Origin of the sequence: Cellulomonas gilvus ATCC 13127 (assembly GCF_000218545.1) — a bacterium.
In the GTDB taxonomy this organism is placed as follows: Bacteria; Actinomycetota; Actinomycetes; order Actinomycetales; family Cellulomonadaceae; genus Cellulomonas; species Cellulomonas gilvus.
Window position 1 is genome coordinate 718,496 of sequence record NC_015671.1, and the last position, 15,201, is coordinate 733,696.

The window sequence follows — 15,201 nt, forward strand, 5'->3', positions numbered from 1 at the left end:
CCTCCGCGTCGTGGTGTCGGACGGGCCGTGACCGCGGGCCGCCACGAGCCGCCGGACGCAGGGGAGGACGCGCATGCGGCACTACCAGGGCCTGTCCGCCGACGCCCGGCGACGGCTGTTCCAGCAGGAGCCCGAGGAGATCGACGTCGACGCGGACGCGGCGACGCTGTCGACCGCGCTCGGCGCGACGCTCTACATGCCGGCCACGCGCCCGCACCTGGCCGACGACCTCGTCCGCCGCGCGGTGCAGGACGACGTGGTGAGCGCGGTGGTGTGCCTCGAGGACGCGGTGCCCGACGAGCTGGTCGAGCAGGCCCAGGAGAACGCGATCGCGCAGCTGCGCGACCTCGGAGCGCGCGGCGGTGGCCCGCTCGTGTTCGTCCGCGTGCGCCGGCCCGAGCAGATCGGCGAGATCGTGCGCGGCCTGGGTGAGCACCGGGGCGTGCTGCGTGGCTTCGTGCTGCCCAAGTTCACCGCGCGCACGGGTGCGGCGTTCCTCGACGCGCTCGACGACACCGCGCAGACCGAGGGCACGCGGCTGTGGGGCATGCCGCTGATCGAGTCGCCCGAGATGATCCACCGCGAGACGCGCGACGAGGCGCTGCTGGGGGTGCAGCGGCTGCTGGACAAGCACCGGTCGTCGGTGCTCGCGGTGCGCACGGGTGCGACGGACCTGTGCGGCGCGTACGGCATCCGGCGTGGGCGGGACCTGACCATCTACGACGTGCGGCTGGTGGCGGACGTCCTCATGGCGGTGGTCAACGTGCTGGGCCGCACGGATGGCTCCGGGTTCACGGTCACCGGCCCGGTCTGGGAGTACTTCACCGGTGAGGAGCGGCTGTTCAAGCCGCGCCTGCGCGAGGCCCCGTTCCAGGAGCACGACGCGGTGGCGCTGCGCGCCGAGCTCATCACGCGCGCGCTCGACGGCCTCATCCGCGAGGTCGTGCTGGACAAGGCGAACGGCCTGACGGGCAAGACCGTGATCCATCCGAGCCACGTGCCCGTGGTGCACGCGCTCTCGGTGGTCACGCACGAGGAGCACGCGGACGCGCAGGACATCCTGCGGGGGACGTCCTCGGGCGTCGCGGCCTCGTCGTACGGGAACAAGATGAACGAGGCGCGTCCGCACCGCGCGTGGGCCGAGCGGATCATGGTCCGTGCCCGCGCGTTCGGTGTCGCGCGGGAGGAGATCGGGCTCGTGGACCTGTTGACGGAGGCGGTGAGCAGGTGACGGTCGGGACCGGTCGCTGGGTGCAGGAGCGGCTCGGCGTGACGCTGCGCACCGCGGACGCACCCGTCGGGGTGCAGCTCGAGGACCTCGTGGGTCTCGCGGTGCGGCGCAACCCGCGCCGCGCGCACCTGCTGGTCTCGACCGTGCTGGGCAAGCACGTGCCGACGGACCCGCGCATCGTGCGGGGTGCTGGTCTGCTGCTCGGCGACCTGGTGCACGCCGCGCTGATGGAGCCCGCCCCCGGCGACGGCCTGGACGACGAGGCCCGCGCGCGCGGCGCCGTGCTGCGGTCCGCCGTGCACGGGGAGGCGGACGACGCGGCGCTCGAGCGACTCACCGCCGCACGCGGCCGGCCCGCGGTCGACGTGACCGTGCTGGGCTACGCCGAGACGGCGACCGCGCTGGGCGCGCAGGTGGCCGAGGCGCTCGGGGCGACGTACCTGCACTCCACGCGCCGGCACGTGCCCGGTGTCGCGGTCGCGGGGCGCTTCGAGGAGGCCCATTCGCACGCCACGAGCCACCTGCTGCTGCCGGCCGATCCGGACCTCCTGACGGGCGACGAGCCGCTCGTCCTGGTCGACGACGAGCTGAGCACGGGCCGGACGGCGCTCGCGACGATCGAGGCGCTGCACGCCGTGCACCCCCGCGCGCGGTACGTCGTCGCGGCGTTGATCGACCTGCGCAGCCCCGACGACCGCGCGCGCACGCTGGCCGCGGCCGAGCGGTGGGGGACGCGGATCGACGTCGTCGCGCTCGCGGCCGGCGGCGTCGACCTGCCTCCGGGGCTGCCCGAGCGCGCGGCCGAGCTGGTCGCGAGCCTCGGTGCCCCCGATGCGCCGCCGCAGGGCGCCGGTGAGCCGGACGGGCCGCGGCGCGGGACCGACGCCCACGTGGTGCGGGTCCGCGTGCCGTGGCCTGCCGACCTCCCCGAGTCGGCACGGCACGGCTGGGACCCGGCCTGGGACGCGCGCCGGGACGCCGCGGTCGAGCACGTCGCCGCCGCGGTCGAGCGGGCGCTCGAGGAAGTGCCGGGCGACGTCGACCACGTCGTCGTGCTGGGCACCGAGGAGCTCCTCGACGTGCCGCAGCGCATCGGCGCGGTGCTGGCCCGCACGCGCACGGTCCGCTCGTCGTCGACCACGCGGTCACCCGTGCTCGCGGTCGACGACCCCGGGTACGCGGTGCGTTCGGCCGTGCGGTTCGTGGCGCACGACGACCCGGCGGACGCGGCCGAGGGCGACACGACGCGGTACGCCTACAACGTCGCGGGTGCGGGGGCGGGCGCCGTCGTGCTCGTGCTGGACGAGAAGGGCGACACCGAGGCCGCGACCGTGCTGGTGGATGCGCTCGCCGCGGTCACCCCGGTGGTCGTGGTCGCGACGCTGCCGGACACCGCCGCGCGCACGGCGCGCGGCCGGGCGCTCCCGGAGCCGCTGCACGGTCCCACGTTCGGCTCGTACCCCGCGCAGGAGGTGACCTGGCTCCTCACGGACCTGTCCCACGTCGCGCTCGAGGCACCCGTGGAGGAGCGCGAGGAGGCCGTGCAGTCGGGCGGCGCGCACTACGCGGAGTCGCTGCCGGTCGAGTACCTGCCGTCCGCCGCGTACACCGCGCTGTTCGACGAGGCGCTCGCGGACTCCGCGCGGCGCATGGCCCTCGCGGTCGGTGTGGTGACCGAGCGCGCGCTCGCGGCGCGGACCGAGCCGGTGCTGGTCTCGCTGGCGCGCGCGGGCACGCCCGTCGGTGCGCTCATGCGCCGCTGGGCGGCCCGCGTGCACGGCGTCGACGTCCCGCACTACACGGCGTCGATCGTGCGCGGACGCGGGATCGACCACCTGGCGCTGCAGCACGTCGCCGCGCACCACGACCCGCGCGGAGTGCTGTTCGTCGACGGCTGGACCGGCAAGGGTGCGATCGCGCGCGAGCTCGCCGCCGCGCTGGTCGAGCACGAGGCGATCACGGGCGTCGCGTTCCCGAGCGAGCTCGCGGTGCTCGCGGACCCGGGCTGGTGCGTGGACCTGTTCGGCACACGGGACGACTTCCTCATCCCGTCCGCGTGCCTGAACTCCACGGTCTCGGGTCTGGTCTCGCGCACCGTGCTGAACCCGCGGATCCTGCGCGAGGACCAGTTCCACGGCGCGAAGTTCTACGCCGAGCTGGCCCCGTCGGACGTCTCGCTCCAGTTCCTGGACGCCGTCTCGGCCTGGTTCGACGACGTCGCGCAGGAGGCGCAGGCGCTCGCGCGCGTGCCGGTGACCGACGCGCCGGACTGGCGCGGGTGGGCGGCGGTGGTCCGGGTCGCGCAGGAGCAGGGCATCGGTGACGTGAACCTGGTCAAGCCCGGCATCGGCGAGACCACGCGCGTGCTGCTGCGCCGCGTGCCGTGGAAGATCCTGGTGCGCGAGGACGCCGACCCGCGGGACCTGCGGCACATCCGGCAGCTCGCGCACGAGCGCGGCGTCCCCGTCGAGCCCGCGCCGGACCTGCCGTACGCGTGCATCGGCCTGATCCACCCCCAGTACACGCGGGGCGCCACAGGGGCCTCGGGCACCGGTGTGCAGGTGGCCCCGTGACGGCGGCGGTGACATCCACGCGGCAGCCGTCGTCCGACGGTGCGGTGCGCTGGTCCGCGCTGCCGCCGGCCTCGTCGCACGGCGTGACGGACGCGATGCGCGAACGCGTGGCCGGCCTGGCGCCCGAGGCGGCACCCGTGCTCGAGCGTGCCGCGGTCGCATGCGACCTGGACCGCACGCTCGTCTACTCGGCCGCTGCGCTGGGCCTGCCGGGCGCGGACCACGAGGCCCCGCCGCTCGTGGTCGCCGAGGTCTACCAGGGCGCGCCGCTGTCCTACTGGACGCGGGACGCGCAGCGCATGCTCGCGGCGCTCGCGCAGCGCGCCGTGCTGGTGCCGACGACGACGCGCACGCGTGCGCAGTACGCGCGCATCCGGCTGTTCGACGCGCCGCCGCGCTACGCGATCACGACCAACGGCGCCCACCTGCTGGTGGACGGCGAGCCGTGCCCGCGCTGGGCGGACCGCGTCGCGGGTGTGCTGACCGGTGCGCTGCCGCTCGCGGACGTCCTGGCGCACCTGGCGCAGTGGGAGGGCGAGCCGTGGCTGCGCAGCCTGCGCTCGGCCGACGACGCGTTCGCCTACCTGGTGGTGGAGCGTGCCGCGCTGCCGGACGGCTGGGTCGCGGAGCTCGACGCGTGGTGCGGCGCGCGCGGCTGGGTCGTCTCGGTGCAGGGCCGCAAGGTCTACGCGGTGCCCGCGGGCCTGACCAAGAGCGCCGCGGTGGCCGAGGTCGTGGCGCGTACCGGTGCGGACGGCGTGCTCGCGGCGGGCGACTCGCTCCTGGACGCGGGCCTGCTGGCCGACGCGACCCGCGCGGTGCGGCCCGCGCACGGCGAGCTGCATGACGTGGGCTGGACCGCCCCCCACCTGCGGGTCACGGACCGGGCGGGTGTGCTGGGCGGTCAGGAGATCGTCGAGCGCCTGCTGGCCGACGTCCTCCGGGCGGACGGGTGACCGACGCCATGACGCCGCGCGTCCGGATCACGTACTGCACGCAGTGTCGGTGGCTGCTGCGTGCGGCGTGGTACGCGCAGGAGCTGCTGACCACGTTCCACCGTGAGCTCGCGGAGGTCGCGCTGCGCCCCGGGACCGGCGGCGTGTTCGTCGTCGAGGCGTGGCCCGCCGGTGCGTCCGACGACGAGGCCGTGGTGCTGTGGGACCGCGCCGCGGACGGCGGCTTCCCGGACGTGGTGGACCTCAAGCGCCGCGTGCGCGACGCGGTCGCCCCGGACAAGCCGCTCGGCCACGCGGACCGCGTGGCCGAGCAGGGCCCCGAGGCCGGCACAGCGTCGCCGAGCTAGAGGTCAGACGTGCTGGACGCCACCTCGAGCGCGTGGAGAGACGTGTAGCGCTGGCGCTGCACGAACGCGGAGCCTCGCCCCACACCCGCATGTGGGAGTGGCGACGTCAGCGCTCGGTGCCTGGCGTCACCCGGACGCGTGAGCAAGAAGACCTGGTATCGGCCCTCGGTCCAGCCTGCCGATCGGAACGCAGATATCAAGGGCGCGATCTTGCGGTCGAAGCGGTCCGTAGAGGCGAGGAGTCGTGCCGCCTCGTCGTCGGTCCATTCCACGTTGTCGCGACGGTGCACGATCAGAGGGACGTCGGCCTTGATCGACTGCTCGGCGTAGAAGGCCATGCGCGTGATCGGACGGAAGGTGCGGCCCGCCTGGCAGACGTAGGCGTGGTGGAGTTCGTACATGCGCCATGCTTCCCGGGCCGGCACTACGACCGTGTCCTGGACGGTCACGGGGCGTTCGCGGTAGACGTCCATCGCCCGCGAGACGTCCGTGAGCCACGCGGCTGCATCTGTCGAGATGTAGCTCGCGACTTCGATGACCTGGCGGATCTCGAACGGAACGTCGACGTTGATCATCGAGTCGTGGTGAGCCAGGCGGTTGCGGAATTTCCTGACCCGCTCGACTGCCGCTGAGACCTGCTTCCGCTGGCCATTGCCGTTGGGGAATGCCTTGTGCAGCGACTCGCGCCACACGTCTTCATAGCGGGGTCCGAGGAGCCCACTCCAGAACCCAAAGCTCAGTCCCGCGACGATCTGATGTCGGCTCTCCTGGCCCCGAGCGCGGAGGCGGGCACGAACCGCATCGACCTGAGCAGCGACTTCCTGACCGCCTGGCGTCTCGAGCAGGAACCAGGCGATTCCGCGGCGGTGCTCGTCGAAGTGATGCGTCAACGCGCGATCAAGAGCATTGCGGAGGAGCACCTCCAGATGTCCGACGGTCTCAAAGGCGGCCGCCGCCGTCTTGGCGTTCCATTCGTAGAGCGCGACCGCGGTCGACCGGTCGTCGTCGGCGGCCCTGAGGTAGGGGGCGAGGCGAGGCTCTGACAGGAGCTCCCAGACCGCATCTCGAGAAGGATGAGGGCTCGTCGCTGACTCACTCATCGGGTCATGTTAGCCTTGTACATGAACGCCCCAGTGTCGCCTCTGATCCAAGCGCCTGGGGCTTTTTCCTGCCCGCCGCCGCTCGGCCACGCGGTCCGCGTGGCCGAGCAGGAGTGATGCGGCACCGCCGCGCGAGCGAGGGCTACGCGCCCGTGGGCAGCGGGCAGGAGACGCCCGTGCCGCCGAGCCCGCAGTAGCCGTCCGGGTTCTTGTCCAGGTACTGCTGGTGGTAGTCCTCGGCGTAGTAGAACGCGCCTGCCTCGTCGGCCGTCCGGATCTCGGTGGTGATCTGCCCGTAGCCCGCCGCGGCCAGTCGCGGTGCGTACGCGTCACGCGTGGTGAGTGCGGCCGCGGCCTGCTCGGGCGTGGTCGTGAAGATCGCCGACCGGTACTGCGTGCCGATGTCGTTGCCCTGCCGGTAGCCCTGCGTGGGGTCGTGCGACTCCCAGAACCGCTGCAGCACGTCGGTGTCGCTGACGACGGCGGGGTCGTAGGCGACCAGCACCATCTCGGTGTGGCCGGTCATGCCCGTGCAGACCTCCTGGTAGGAGGGGTACGGGGTGAACCCGCCCTGGTAGCCGACGGCGGTGGTGACCACGCCGGGCAGCTGCCAGAACGCGCGCTCGGCGCCCCAGAAGCAGCCCATGGCCACGTACAGGACGCGCGTGCCCTCGGGCCACGGGCCCTGCAGGGGCGTGCCGAGCACGGTGTGGGTCGGGGCGATCGGGTGCGCGTAGCCGTCGCGGCCGGCCAGCGCGCGCTCGCGCGTGACCATCGTCGAGCGCAGGCCGGAGCCGAGCAGTGAGTTGAGGTACGTCATGGTGGAGTCCTCTCCGGAGGGGGTGGACGCCGGCCGCGGGCTGGCGGCGGCGGCTCCCTCCGTGGCAGCACAACCGTCCCCCCGGAGCGGCTGTTCCCGCGGGGTGGACCTGGACCGTGGTCCGGTTCGTGGTGGACGGGTGCTTCCCACCGCGCCCCTGTGTGACCTAGCGTGGGTCCCTGCACGATGGGAGCGCTACTACGCGCTCACCGGTGACGGTTGCGTGCCATGTGACGGTCGTACGGATCGGGGGAGCCCGTACGACCAACGGGTGGGCGGCGGCGGGGGGAACGACGCCGTCCACCCGGTGGCACGTAGCCTGGGCGGATGACGCGCACGCCCGACCCGGCCGCGAAGGCCCCCGCCGTCCCGCACCAGGTCACCGCACCCGACGAGCGTGCGAGCGATCCCGCGGCCGCGGTGCCGCTGCCGGTCCGCCAGGCCGCCGCGTGGTCCTGGCGGCTGCTGCTGATCGCGGCTGCCGCGGCCGTGGTGATCGCCCTGGTCGGCTACCTCAAGCTCGTCGTGGTGCCGGTCGCGGTGGCACTCCTGCTCGCCGTGCTGCTGCACCCGCTCGTCGGCTGGCTCGAGCGGCGCGTGCGGCTGCGGCGCGGGGCCGCCGTCGCGATCGCGGTGATCGGCATGGTCGTGGTCGTCGTCGGGCTGCTGGTCCTGGCGGGGCGGTCCGTCGCGCTCGGCATCGCCGACCTGTGGGACCAGGCGCGCCAGGGCATCGACCAGGTGACGGCCTGGCTCGCGGACGGGCCGCTGCACCTGTCCACGGACCAGCTCGACACGTGGCTGGACCAGGCGCAGAAGGCGGCGTCCAGCAACAGCTCGAGCATCGCCGCCGGCGCGCTGCACGCGACGGTCACGGTCGGCCATGTGCTCGCGGGTGCGGTCATCGCGTTGTTCTGCACGTTCTTCTTCCTGCTGGACGGCCGGACCATCTGGTCGTGGGTGGTCGGGCTGCTGCCGCGCGGCTCGCGCGAGCACGTGCACCAGGCGGGCCGCCGCGGTCTGGTGACGCTCGGGGCGTACACGCGCACGCAGATCCTGGTCGCGGCGGTCGACGCGACGGGCATCGGGGTGGGCGCCGCGATCCTGCAGGTCCCGCTCGCCTTCCCGCTGGCCATCCTGGTGTTCCTGGGCTCGTTCATCCCGATCGTGGGCGCGGTGGTCACGGGTGCGATCGCGGTGCTCGTCGCGCTGGTGACGCACGGCCCCGTGGTCGCGCTGATCATGCTCGCGATCGTCCTGGCGGTGCAGCAGCTCGAGGGGCACGTGCTGCAGCCGTTCCTCATGGGTCACGCGGTCTCGCTGCACCCCGTCGCGGTGCTGCTGGGCGTGGCCGCGGGCTCGTTCATGGCCGGGATCCTGGGTGCGCTGTTCGCGGTGCCGATCATCGCGGTCCTCAACACCGTGATCCTCTACCTGCACGGGCACGACAAGTTCCCGCAGCTGGGGCAGGACGACCACGTGCTGCTGCGCCCGCACCGGCACCCGGTGCTCGAACGCGCGATCGCTCAGGTCAACGAGCTCGAGGTCGAGCGGGCCGCGGGTGCGGACGCACGTGCGCTGGGCGAGGACCCCGCGGTGGGCGCCGACGAGGGCGCGTCCACGGACCTCGACGACGCGGGCGACGGCTCCGACGGCACGAAGGGCCCGGAAGGCCCGGAGGCCGGGCGGACGGGCGACGCGCGGTGACGACGATCGAGGACGTGCGCCGCGCCGCGGCGCTGCTGGACGGCGTCGCCGAGCGCACCCCGGTCGAGTCGAGCCGCGCGCTGTCCGAGATCGCCGGCGCGCGCGTGCTGCTCAAGTGCGAGAACCTGCAGCGCGCGGGCTCGTTCAAGATCCGCGGCGCGTACGTGCGGATGTCCGGCCTGACGGACGACGAGCGTGCGCGGGGAGTCGTGGCGGCCAGCGCGGGCAACCACGCGCAGGGTGTCGCGCTCGCGGCGCGGCTGCTCGGCATCGACGCGATGGTCGTCATGCCCGTGGACGCCGCGCTGCCCAAGATCGCGGCGACGCGCGAGTACGGCGCGCGCGTCGAGCTCGCGGGCACGAGCGTCGACGAGGCCCTGCAGCACGCGCGTGCGTACGCCGAGCGCACGGGTGCCGTCCTCATCCACCCGTTCGACCACCCCGACGTCGTGGCGGGGCAGGGCACCATCGGTCTGGAGATCGTCGAGCAGGTGCCCGACGTCGCGACCGTGCTGGTCCCCGTGGGGGGCGGCGGGCTCGCGGCCGGCGTGGTCACCGCGCTCGCGGCGCTGCGCCCGCAGGTGCGTGTGGTCGGCGTCCAGGCCGCGCACGCCGCGTCCTACCCCGCCTCGCTCGCGGCGGGCCACCCGATCCCCGCGCCCGAGCTGCGCACCATGGCCGACGGCATCGCCGTGGGCCTGCCGGGCGACGTGCCGTTCGACGTGCTCGCGCACGCCGGCATCGAGATCCGCACGGTGTCCGAGGAGGACCTGTCCCGCGCGCTGCTGCTGGTCGCGGAGCGCGCCAAGCTGCTGGTCGAGCCGTCGGGCGCGGCCGCGGTCGCCGCGCTCATGGCCGCCCCGGGGCAGTTCGAGGGCCCCGTGGTGGCGATCCTGTCCGGCGGCAACATGGACCCGCAGGTGCTGCTGCGCGTGGTGCGACACGGTCTGGCGTCAGCGGGCCGCTTCCTGTGGCTGCACGTCCGCATCGCGGACCGGCCCGGGGCGCTCGCGGACCTGCTGCGGGACCTGGCGGCCACGGGTGCCAACGTCATGCACGTCTCGCACGTGCGCACGCAGGGCGAGCTCGCGGTCGACGAGGTCGCGATCGAGGTGCAGGTCGAGACGAAGGGGCCGGACCACTGCTCGGCCGTGATGCACGCGTTGCGCGCGGCCGGCTACCGGCTGACCGACTGACGTGCAGCAGGGCGCCGACCGCGGTGTGCGGTCGACGCCCTGCCGGCGGTGCGGGTCTCAGCCCGTGAAGGGCTTCGCGTCGAGGATCTTGACCTCGATCTCGCGGCCGTTCGGTGCCTCGTAGCTGGTCGTGTCGCCGACGGACTTGCCGTTGATCGACGCGCCCAGGGGCGACGTGGGGGAGAAGACCTGGATCTCGGTGGTGCCGGCCATCTCGCGCGAGCCGAGCAGGAACTGCTCCTCGTCGCCCGCGACCACGGCGGTCACGACCATGCCGGGCTCGACGACGCCGTCGTCAGGCGGCGTGCCGATCTGCACGTTGCGGAGCTTGGCCTCGAGCTCGCGGATGCGGGCCTCGTTCTTGCCCTGCTCCTCACGTGCGGCGTGGTAGCCGCCGTTCTCCTTCAGGTCGCCCTCGTCGCGCGCAGCCGAGATGCGCTGCGTGATCTCCTCGCGTCGCGGGCCCTTGAGGTCCTCGAGCTCGGCGCTGAGGCGGTCGTAGGCCTCCTGCGTCAGCCATGTGGCCGCAGTCGTGTCGGTCACGATCGCTCCTTCCTTGCCTTCGTGGTCGCCCTGCGTGGTGTCCGTCGCGCCGCGGCCGGGCCGCAGGCGTGACCGGACACCGGTGTCAGGTCATGGGGTGTCGCCGTCCAACGTGGTCGCGTGTCGACCTGCGGCGGGTGTCGCGTCGGGTGACGTGAGCACCGCCGTGGCGGCGTGCGAAACGACCACGATAGCAACCGGGCGCCATCCCGCCGTCCCGCGGGCCGGTGTGAGCAGGTTCCACGCGCCCACGGGCCGGGCGTGTCACGTCCCGGCAGGGCTCGCCGAGCGTGCAGGTCAGCGGGTCGTGGCCCGCACCGGCTCGCAGCCCGCGACCGTCGCGGACACCGCGAGCTCGGCCGTGGGCACGCTCGTCGTGACGCGTTGCGTGCGGGCACCCGGGCCGACCTCGACCGTCGCGACCCCGACCTCGCCGTACGACTGCGAGAGGGCCTGCACGCGGCACGTCGCGGTGCTGCCGGGGTCCTTGGTGACCTCGAACGTGACGTCGACGCGTCCTGCGTCCTGGACCGTGAAGCCGACGTCCTTCCACTGCACGGGGTCGCGCAGCGCGCCGACCGCGAGGAACGCGACCACGGCCACGCCGACCACCACCGCGAGCCCCACCGCGACCATCAGCGGGCGCCGTGACGCGGCGCGCTCGGGCCCGTACCGACCGGCCGGCGGGGTGGGTGCGGGGCTCGTGGCGGTCACGCGTGGTCCTTCCGTGCGGGCGTGCGGCGGCGCGTAGGCGATCATTGTCCCGTGCCTGACGAGCCCACCGTGCCGCCGACCCCCGTCCCCGCGACCTCGCACCCGCACGCGCATGCGCCGGGTGGCGAGCCGCTGCGCCTGATGGCGGTGCACGCGCACCCCGACGACGAGTCGAGCAAGGGTGCCGCCACGACCGCGCGCTACGCCGCCGAGGGCGTCGAGGTGCTCGTCGTGACGTGCACCGGGGGTGAGCGCGGTGACGTGCTGAACCCCCATTACGGCACGGTCGAGGGCGGGCTCGAGGGCATGCGGGCGGTGCGCCGCGTGGAGATGGCGGCCGCGGCCGCCGCGCTCGGCGTGCGGCAGCACTGGCTCGGCTTCGTGGACTCCGGGCTGCCCGAGGGGGACCCGTTGCCGCCGCTGCCCGAGGGCTGCTTCGCGCTGGTCCCGCTCGAGGAGGCGTCCGCGCCGCTCGTCGAGATCGTGCGCGAGTTCCGCCCGCACGTCATGACGACGTACGACCCGACGGGCGGCTACCCGCACCCCGACCACGTGATGTGCCACCGCGTCGCGGTCGAGGCGTTCGCCGCGGCCGGCGACCCGGAGCGGTACCGCGGGCACGGCGAGCCGTGGACGCCGCTCAAGCTCTACTACAACCACGGCTTCTCGCTCGCGCGGCTGCGCGCGGTGCACGAGGCCATCCTCGAGGCCGGCGGCGAGTCGCCGTTCGGGGACTGGATCGAGTCCCGGCAGGCCCGGGAGATCCCCGAGCGCGAGGTCACGACGCACATCGCGTGCTCCGACTGGTTCGACCGGCGGGACGCCGCGCTGCGCGCGCACGCGACGCAGATCGACCCCGAGGGCTTCTTCTTCGCGGTGCCGCGCGCGGTCGAGGTCGAGCGGTGGCCTACCGAGGAGTACGAGCTCGCACAGTCCCGCGTCCCCACGCAGCTGCCCGAGACCGATCTGTTCGCCGGGGTGCGGGAGGCGCTGCGATGACCGTCCTGACCATGCTGGCCGCCGTGCCCTCGCCCAGCCCGACGACGACGGTCTCGGCCGCCGGGGCCGGTTCGCCGGGGTTCCTGGGGTTCGTGTTCACGTTCGCGCTCGCGGCCGCGATGGTGGTGCTGTTCCTGTCGCTGACGCGTCACCTGCGCATCGTCGACCGCCGCTCACGCGAGCGTGAGGCGGGCGCGGCCGACGGGTCGGCCACCGGGACGTCCGACGACGGCACCGCGGGCCCGGAGGGCGGGCCGGCGCGGTGAGCAGCCTCGCGCGCCCGCCGGTGCGCCCGTCGGTGCGCGTCACGCTCGCGCAGATCGCGGCGAGCGCGGACCACGCGGCGAACCTCGTCGTCGCACGGGACGCGTTCGTCGCGGCGCAGCGGGTCCGCTCCGACCTCCTGGTGCTGCCCGAGTACGCCTCGGCGTTCGACCCGCGCGGCGTCGGCCCCGAGCACGCGCAGCCGCTCACGGGCTCGTACGTCACGGGGCTGCGGGAGGCTGCCGCGGCGACGGGCGTCGCGGTCCTGGCAGGCACCACCGTGCCCGGCGACGGCGACGACTGGCGCGCGACCAACGCGATCATCGCGATCGACCGCACCGGCGAGCTGGCCGGCGTGTACCGCAAGGTGCACCTGTACGACGCGTTCGAGTCGACCGAGTCGGACCGGTTCCGCCCCGGACCCGCGGATGCGCCGCCGCTGGTGCTGGATCTCGAGGGCACGCGGTTCGGGGTCATGACCTGCTACGACCTGCGGTTCCCGGAGTCGGCGCGCCGGCTGGTCGACGCGGGTGCCGAGGTGCTGGTGGTCCCCGCGGCGTGGGTGGACGGCGACCTCAAGGCGATGCACTGGCGCGCCCTGGCGGTCGCGCGCGCGATCGAGAACACCGCGGCCGTCGTGGCCGTCGGCATGGCGGGCAAGGGTCTGGTGGGCCGCTCGCTCGTGGTCGGGCCCGACGGTGCGGTCGGGCTCGCGATGGACGAGCAGCCCGCGATCCGCACGGTGGACCTGGACCCCGAGCGCCTGCGCTCGGTCCGCGTGCACAACCCGTCGCTCGCCAACCGCCGCTACCGCGTGGTGCCGCGCGACTGACCTCAGCCCAGGCGGTAGCTGGCGATCGACACCGCGATGTAGTGGCACGTGAACGCGAGCACGGTGAGCACGTGGAAGATCTCGTGGAAGCCGAACCAGCGCGGGCTCGGGTTGGGGCGCTTGGTGCCGTAGACCACGGCGCCCACGGTGTAGGCCAGGCCGCCCGCGGCGATGAGCCACACCACGGCCGCGCCGCCCGTGCGGCCGAACTGCGGCAGGAACGCGACGGCCACCCACCCGAGCGCGAGGTACACGGGCACGTAGACCCAGCGGGGCGCGTTGAGCCAGAAGACGCGTGCGAGCAGACCCACCAGGGCGCCGGACCACACGACGATCAGCAGGTTGCGCGCGGTGGTCGGCTCGAGCATGAGCACCGCGAACGGCGTGTAGGTGCCCGCGATGATGAGGAAGATGTTGGTGTGGTCCAGCCGGCGCAGCACGCCCGCGACGCGCGGCGACCACGTGCCGCGGTGGTAGACGGCGCTGGTGCCGAACAGCAGGATCGCGGACAGCCCGAACACGGCGGTCGACCACTTCGCGGCGGGCGTGGGGGAGAGCGCCACGAGCACGATCGCGGCGGCGATCACGAACGGGGTGGACCCGGCGTGCACCCAGCCGCGCAGGTGCGGCTTGACGGTCGCGGCGGCGTGCTCCACGGCGCGCGAGACGCTCATCCCGATGTCCTCCCGTCGCGACGGCCGGTCCTGCTCGGACGGTAGCGCGCCTGGCTGGGTGGCGGGGTTCGGGGTCATGGGGCCTCGTGTCGTGGTGGCGTAACTTACGTACCCGTAGGTTACGCCACCGTAGGTAGGACTGTCGACGCACGCGCACGATCTCCACGTCCCGACCGCGCGACGCGGCGTGAGTCGGGCGGTCCGACGAGTACGGTGGTCCGGGCCGACCGCCGGTCGACCAGAACTGGTTCCAGGAGAGTGCGTGCGTCTGCCCCACCCGCTCTACGGGCTCTACGAGCGGCGCCTCGCCGCGACGCTGCCCCGCGACCGCGTCCCGCGCCACGTCGGCGTGATCCTCGACGGCAACCGCCGCTGGGCACGCTCGATCGGCCGGTCCGCCGCCTCCGGGCACCAGGCGGGTGCGGACCGCATCGCCGACCTGCTCGAGTGGAGCGAGGAGGTCGGGGTCGAGGTCGTCACGTTGTGGATGCTGTCCACCGACAACCTGCAGCGCCCGGCCGACGAGCTGGCCGACCTGCTCGCGATCATCGAGGACGCGGTGCGCGTGCTGGGGGCCACGCGGCGCTGGCGCGTCCAGGCGATGGGCTCGCTCGAGCTGCTGCCCGAGCACACCGCGGCCGCGCTACGCGAGGTCGAGGCGGCGACGCGCGACGTCGACGGGCTGCACGTCAACGTGGCGGTCGGGTACGGGGGCCGGCGCGAGATCGCCGACGCGGTGCGGGCCTACCTGCGCCACGCGTCCGAGCAGGGCGTGAGCATCGACGAGATGGCCGAGTCGTTCGACGTCGAGCACATCGCGGCGCACCTGTACACCAAGGGCCAGCCGGACCCGGACCTGGTCATCCGCACGTCGGGTGAGCAGCGGCTCGGCGGCTTCCTGCTCTGGCAGTCGGCGCACTCGGAGTTCTACTTCTGCGAGGCCTACTGGCCGGACTTCCGCAAGGTCGACTTCCTGCGCGCGGTGCGCGCGTACGTGGCGCGCGAGCGTCGCCTCGGTCGCTGACGCGTCGCGGCGCCGAACGCCGCGTGAACATCGTGTTGCCGCGCGCGCGTGTCGGCCGCGGCGCGTCCCGCGCCGGGATTAGCGTCCGCAGCAGAGGACGGCACCCCGTCGTCCCCGGGAGGTCCCGCCCATGGAGCATCCGCTCCGGGAGGAGGGCCGGCCCCGGTCCTGCTCCGCAGGGCGTGGCCGCCCCCGTCCCGCCGCCGAACGCCGGCACCACG

The 15,201-nt window shown here is 74.0% G+C and carries 15 protein-coding genes; 10 read left to right on the forward strand and 5 right to left on the reverse strand.

Annotated elements, in window-relative coordinates; all coding sequences use genetic code 11:
- Positions 1-73: 73 nt before the first annotated feature.
- The 4 genes from CELGI_RS03335 to CELGI_RS03350 are packed head-to-tail and all read left to right on the forward strand — an operon-like array spanning position 74 to position 5,107.
- Positions 74-1,231: an HpcH/HpaI aldolase/citrate lyase family protein gene (locus CELGI_RS03335; RefSeq protein ID WP_013882699.1), complete on the forward strand. Its 1,158-nt coding sequence runs from the start codon at positions 74-76 to the stop codon at positions 1,229-1,231.
- Complete coding sequence (locus tag CELGI_RS03340; RefSeq protein ID WP_013882700.1) at positions 1,228-3,804, forward strand: phosphoribosyltransferase; 2,577 nt, start codon at positions 1,228-1,230, stop codon at positions 3,802-3,804. Before CELGI_RS03335 ends, CELGI_RS03340 begins: the two co-directional genes overlap by 4 nt.
- Positions 3,801-4,760: an HAD family hydrolase gene (locus tag CELGI_RS03345; RefSeq protein ID WP_013882701.1), complete on the forward strand. Its 960-nt coding sequence runs from the start codon at positions 3,801-3,803 to the stop codon at positions 4,758-4,760. Before CELGI_RS03340 ends, CELGI_RS03345 begins: the two co-directional genes overlap by 4 nt.
- A gap of 8 nt (positions 4,761-4,768) precedes the next feature.
- Positions 4,769-5,107 (forward strand): SelT/SelW/SelH family protein, encoded by a 339-nt coding sequence (locus CELGI_RS03350; protein WP_041574372.1) that lies wholly within the window; start codon positions 4,769-4,771, stop codon positions 5,105-5,107.
- Here CELGI_RS03350 and CELGI_RS03355 read toward each other — a convergent pair.
- Positions 5,104-6,207, reverse strand: a complete 1,104-nt coding sequence (locus CELGI_RS03355) for a hypothetical protein (protein ID WP_013882703.1) — start codon at positions 6,205-6,207, stop codon at positions 5,104-5,106. The two genes, CELGI_RS03350 and CELGI_RS03355, sit on opposite strands and share 4 nt — an antisense overlap.
- Positions 6,208-6,349: 142 nt before the next feature.
- Positions 6,350-7,027 (reverse strand): peptide-methionine (S)-S-oxide reductase MsrA, encoded by a 678-nt coding sequence (msrA, locus tag CELGI_RS03360; protein WP_013882704.1) that lies wholly within the window; start codon positions 7,025-7,027, stop codon positions 6,350-6,352.
- Positions 7,028-7,354: 327 nt separating this feature from the next.
- On the opposite strand from msrA, the gene CELGI_RS03365 reads away from it, so the two are divergent.
- A complete protein-coding gene (locus CELGI_RS03365) occupies positions 7,355-8,734 on the forward strand; it encodes an AI-2E family transporter (protein ID WP_013882705.1) in 1,380 nt (459 codons plus the stop codon).
- Positions 8,731-9,930, forward strand: coding sequence for a threonine ammonia-lyase (ilvA, locus tag CELGI_RS03370; RefSeq protein ID WP_013882706.1), 1,200 nt, complete (start codon positions 8,731-8,733; stop codon positions 9,928-9,930). Before CELGI_RS03365 ends, ilvA begins: the two co-directional genes overlap by 4 nt.
- 57 nt (positions 9,931-9,987) lie before the next feature.
- Here ilvA and greA read toward each other — a convergent pair whose 3' ends face one another.
- Together greA and CELGI_RS03380 are read right to left on the reverse strand one after the other, a co-directional pair.
- A complete protein-coding gene (gene greA / locus CELGI_RS03375) occupies positions 9,988-10,473 on the reverse strand; it encodes a transcription elongation factor GreA (RefSeq protein ID WP_013882707.1) in 486 nt (161 codons plus the stop codon).
- Between the two features lie 297 nt (positions 10,474-10,770).
- The gene (locus CELGI_RS03380; protein ID WP_013882708.1) at positions 10,771-11,187 is read right to left on the reverse strand and encodes a DUF4307 domain-containing protein; all 417 of its coding nucleotides are present in this window, start codon (positions 11,185-11,187) and stop codon (positions 10,771-10,773) included.
- 141 nt (positions 11,188-11,328) lie between these two features.
- Between CELGI_RS03380 and mca the strand changes: the two genes are divergently transcribed.
- Genes mca through CELGI_RS03395 form a run of 3 tightly spaced genes read left to right on the forward strand, consistent with a single transcriptional unit; the run spans position 11,329 to position 13,282 of the window.
- Positions 11,329-12,186 carry a mycothiol conjugate amidase Mca gene (gene mca, locus CELGI_RS03385; protein WP_041574376.1) on the forward strand — a complete coding sequence of 286 codons (858 nt, stop codon included), beginning with the start codon at positions 11,329-11,331 and terminating at the stop codon, positions 12,184-12,186.
- Positions 12,183-12,452, forward strand: a complete 270-nt coding sequence (locus CELGI_RS03390) for a hypothetical protein (protein ID WP_013882710.1) — start codon at positions 12,183-12,185, stop codon at positions 12,450-12,452. Before mca ends, CELGI_RS03390 begins: the two co-directional genes overlap by 4 nt.
- A complete protein-coding gene (locus CELGI_RS03395) occupies positions 12,449-13,282 on the forward strand; it encodes a carbon-nitrogen hydrolase family protein (RefSeq protein ID WP_013882711.1) in 834 nt (277 codons plus the stop codon). The genes CELGI_RS03390 and CELGI_RS03395 overlap by 4 nt, the downstream gene beginning before the upstream one ends.
- A 2-nt stretch (positions 13,283-13,284) precedes the next feature.
- On the opposite strand, the gene trhA is transcribed toward CELGI_RS03395, so the two are convergent.
- Positions 13,285-14,034 (reverse strand): PAQR family membrane homeostasis protein TrhA, encoded by a 750-nt coding sequence (gene trhA, locus CELGI_RS03400; protein ID WP_013882712.1) that lies wholly within the window; start codon positions 14,032-14,034, stop codon positions 13,285-13,287.
- A gap of 184 nt (positions 14,035-14,218) precedes the next feature.
- On the opposite strand from trhA, the gene CELGI_RS03405 reads away from it, so the two are divergent.
- The gene (locus tag CELGI_RS03405) at positions 14,219-14,980 is read left to right on the forward strand and encodes an isoprenyl transferase (RefSeq protein ID WP_013882713.1); all 762 of its coding nucleotides are present in this window, start codon (positions 14,219-14,221) and stop codon (positions 14,978-14,980) included.
- Positions 14,981-15,201: the final 221 nt, after the last annotated feature.

Excerpts from the sequence above, each read along its gene's own strand:
- CELGI_RS03350 (WP_041574372.1), top strand. The coding sequence starts at position 4,769 with ATGACGCCGCGCGTCCGGATCACGTACTGCACGCAGTGTCGGTGGCTG.
- CELGI_RS03335 (WP_013882699.1), top strand. The coding sequence starts at position 74 with ATGCGGCACTACCAGGGCCTGTCCGCCGACGCCCGGCGACGGCTGTTC.
- msrA (WP_013882704.1), bottom strand. The coding sequence starts at position 7,027 with ATGACGTACCTCAACTCACTGCTCGGCTCCGGCCTGCGCTCGACGATG.
- CELGI_RS03390 (WP_013882710.1), top strand. The coding sequence starts at position 12,183 with ATGACCGTCCTGACCATGCTGGCCGCCGTGCCCTCGCCCAGCCCGACG.
- CELGI_RS03365 (WP_013882705.1), top strand. The coding sequence starts at position 7,355 with ATGACGCGCACGCCCGACCCGGCCGCGAAGGCCCCCGCCGTCCCGCAC.
- CELGI_RS03355 (WP_013882703.1), bottom strand. The coding sequence starts at position 6,207 with ATGAGTGAGTCAGCGACGAGCCCTCATCCTTCTCGAGATGCGGTCTGG.
- trhA (WP_013882712.1), bottom strand. The coding sequence starts at position 14,034 with ATGACCCCGAACCCCGCCACCCAGCCAGGCGCGCTACCGTCCGAGCAG.
- mca (WP_041574376.1), top strand. The coding sequence starts at position 11,329 with ATGGCGGTGCACGCGCACCCCGACGACGAGTCGAGCAAGGGTGCCGCC.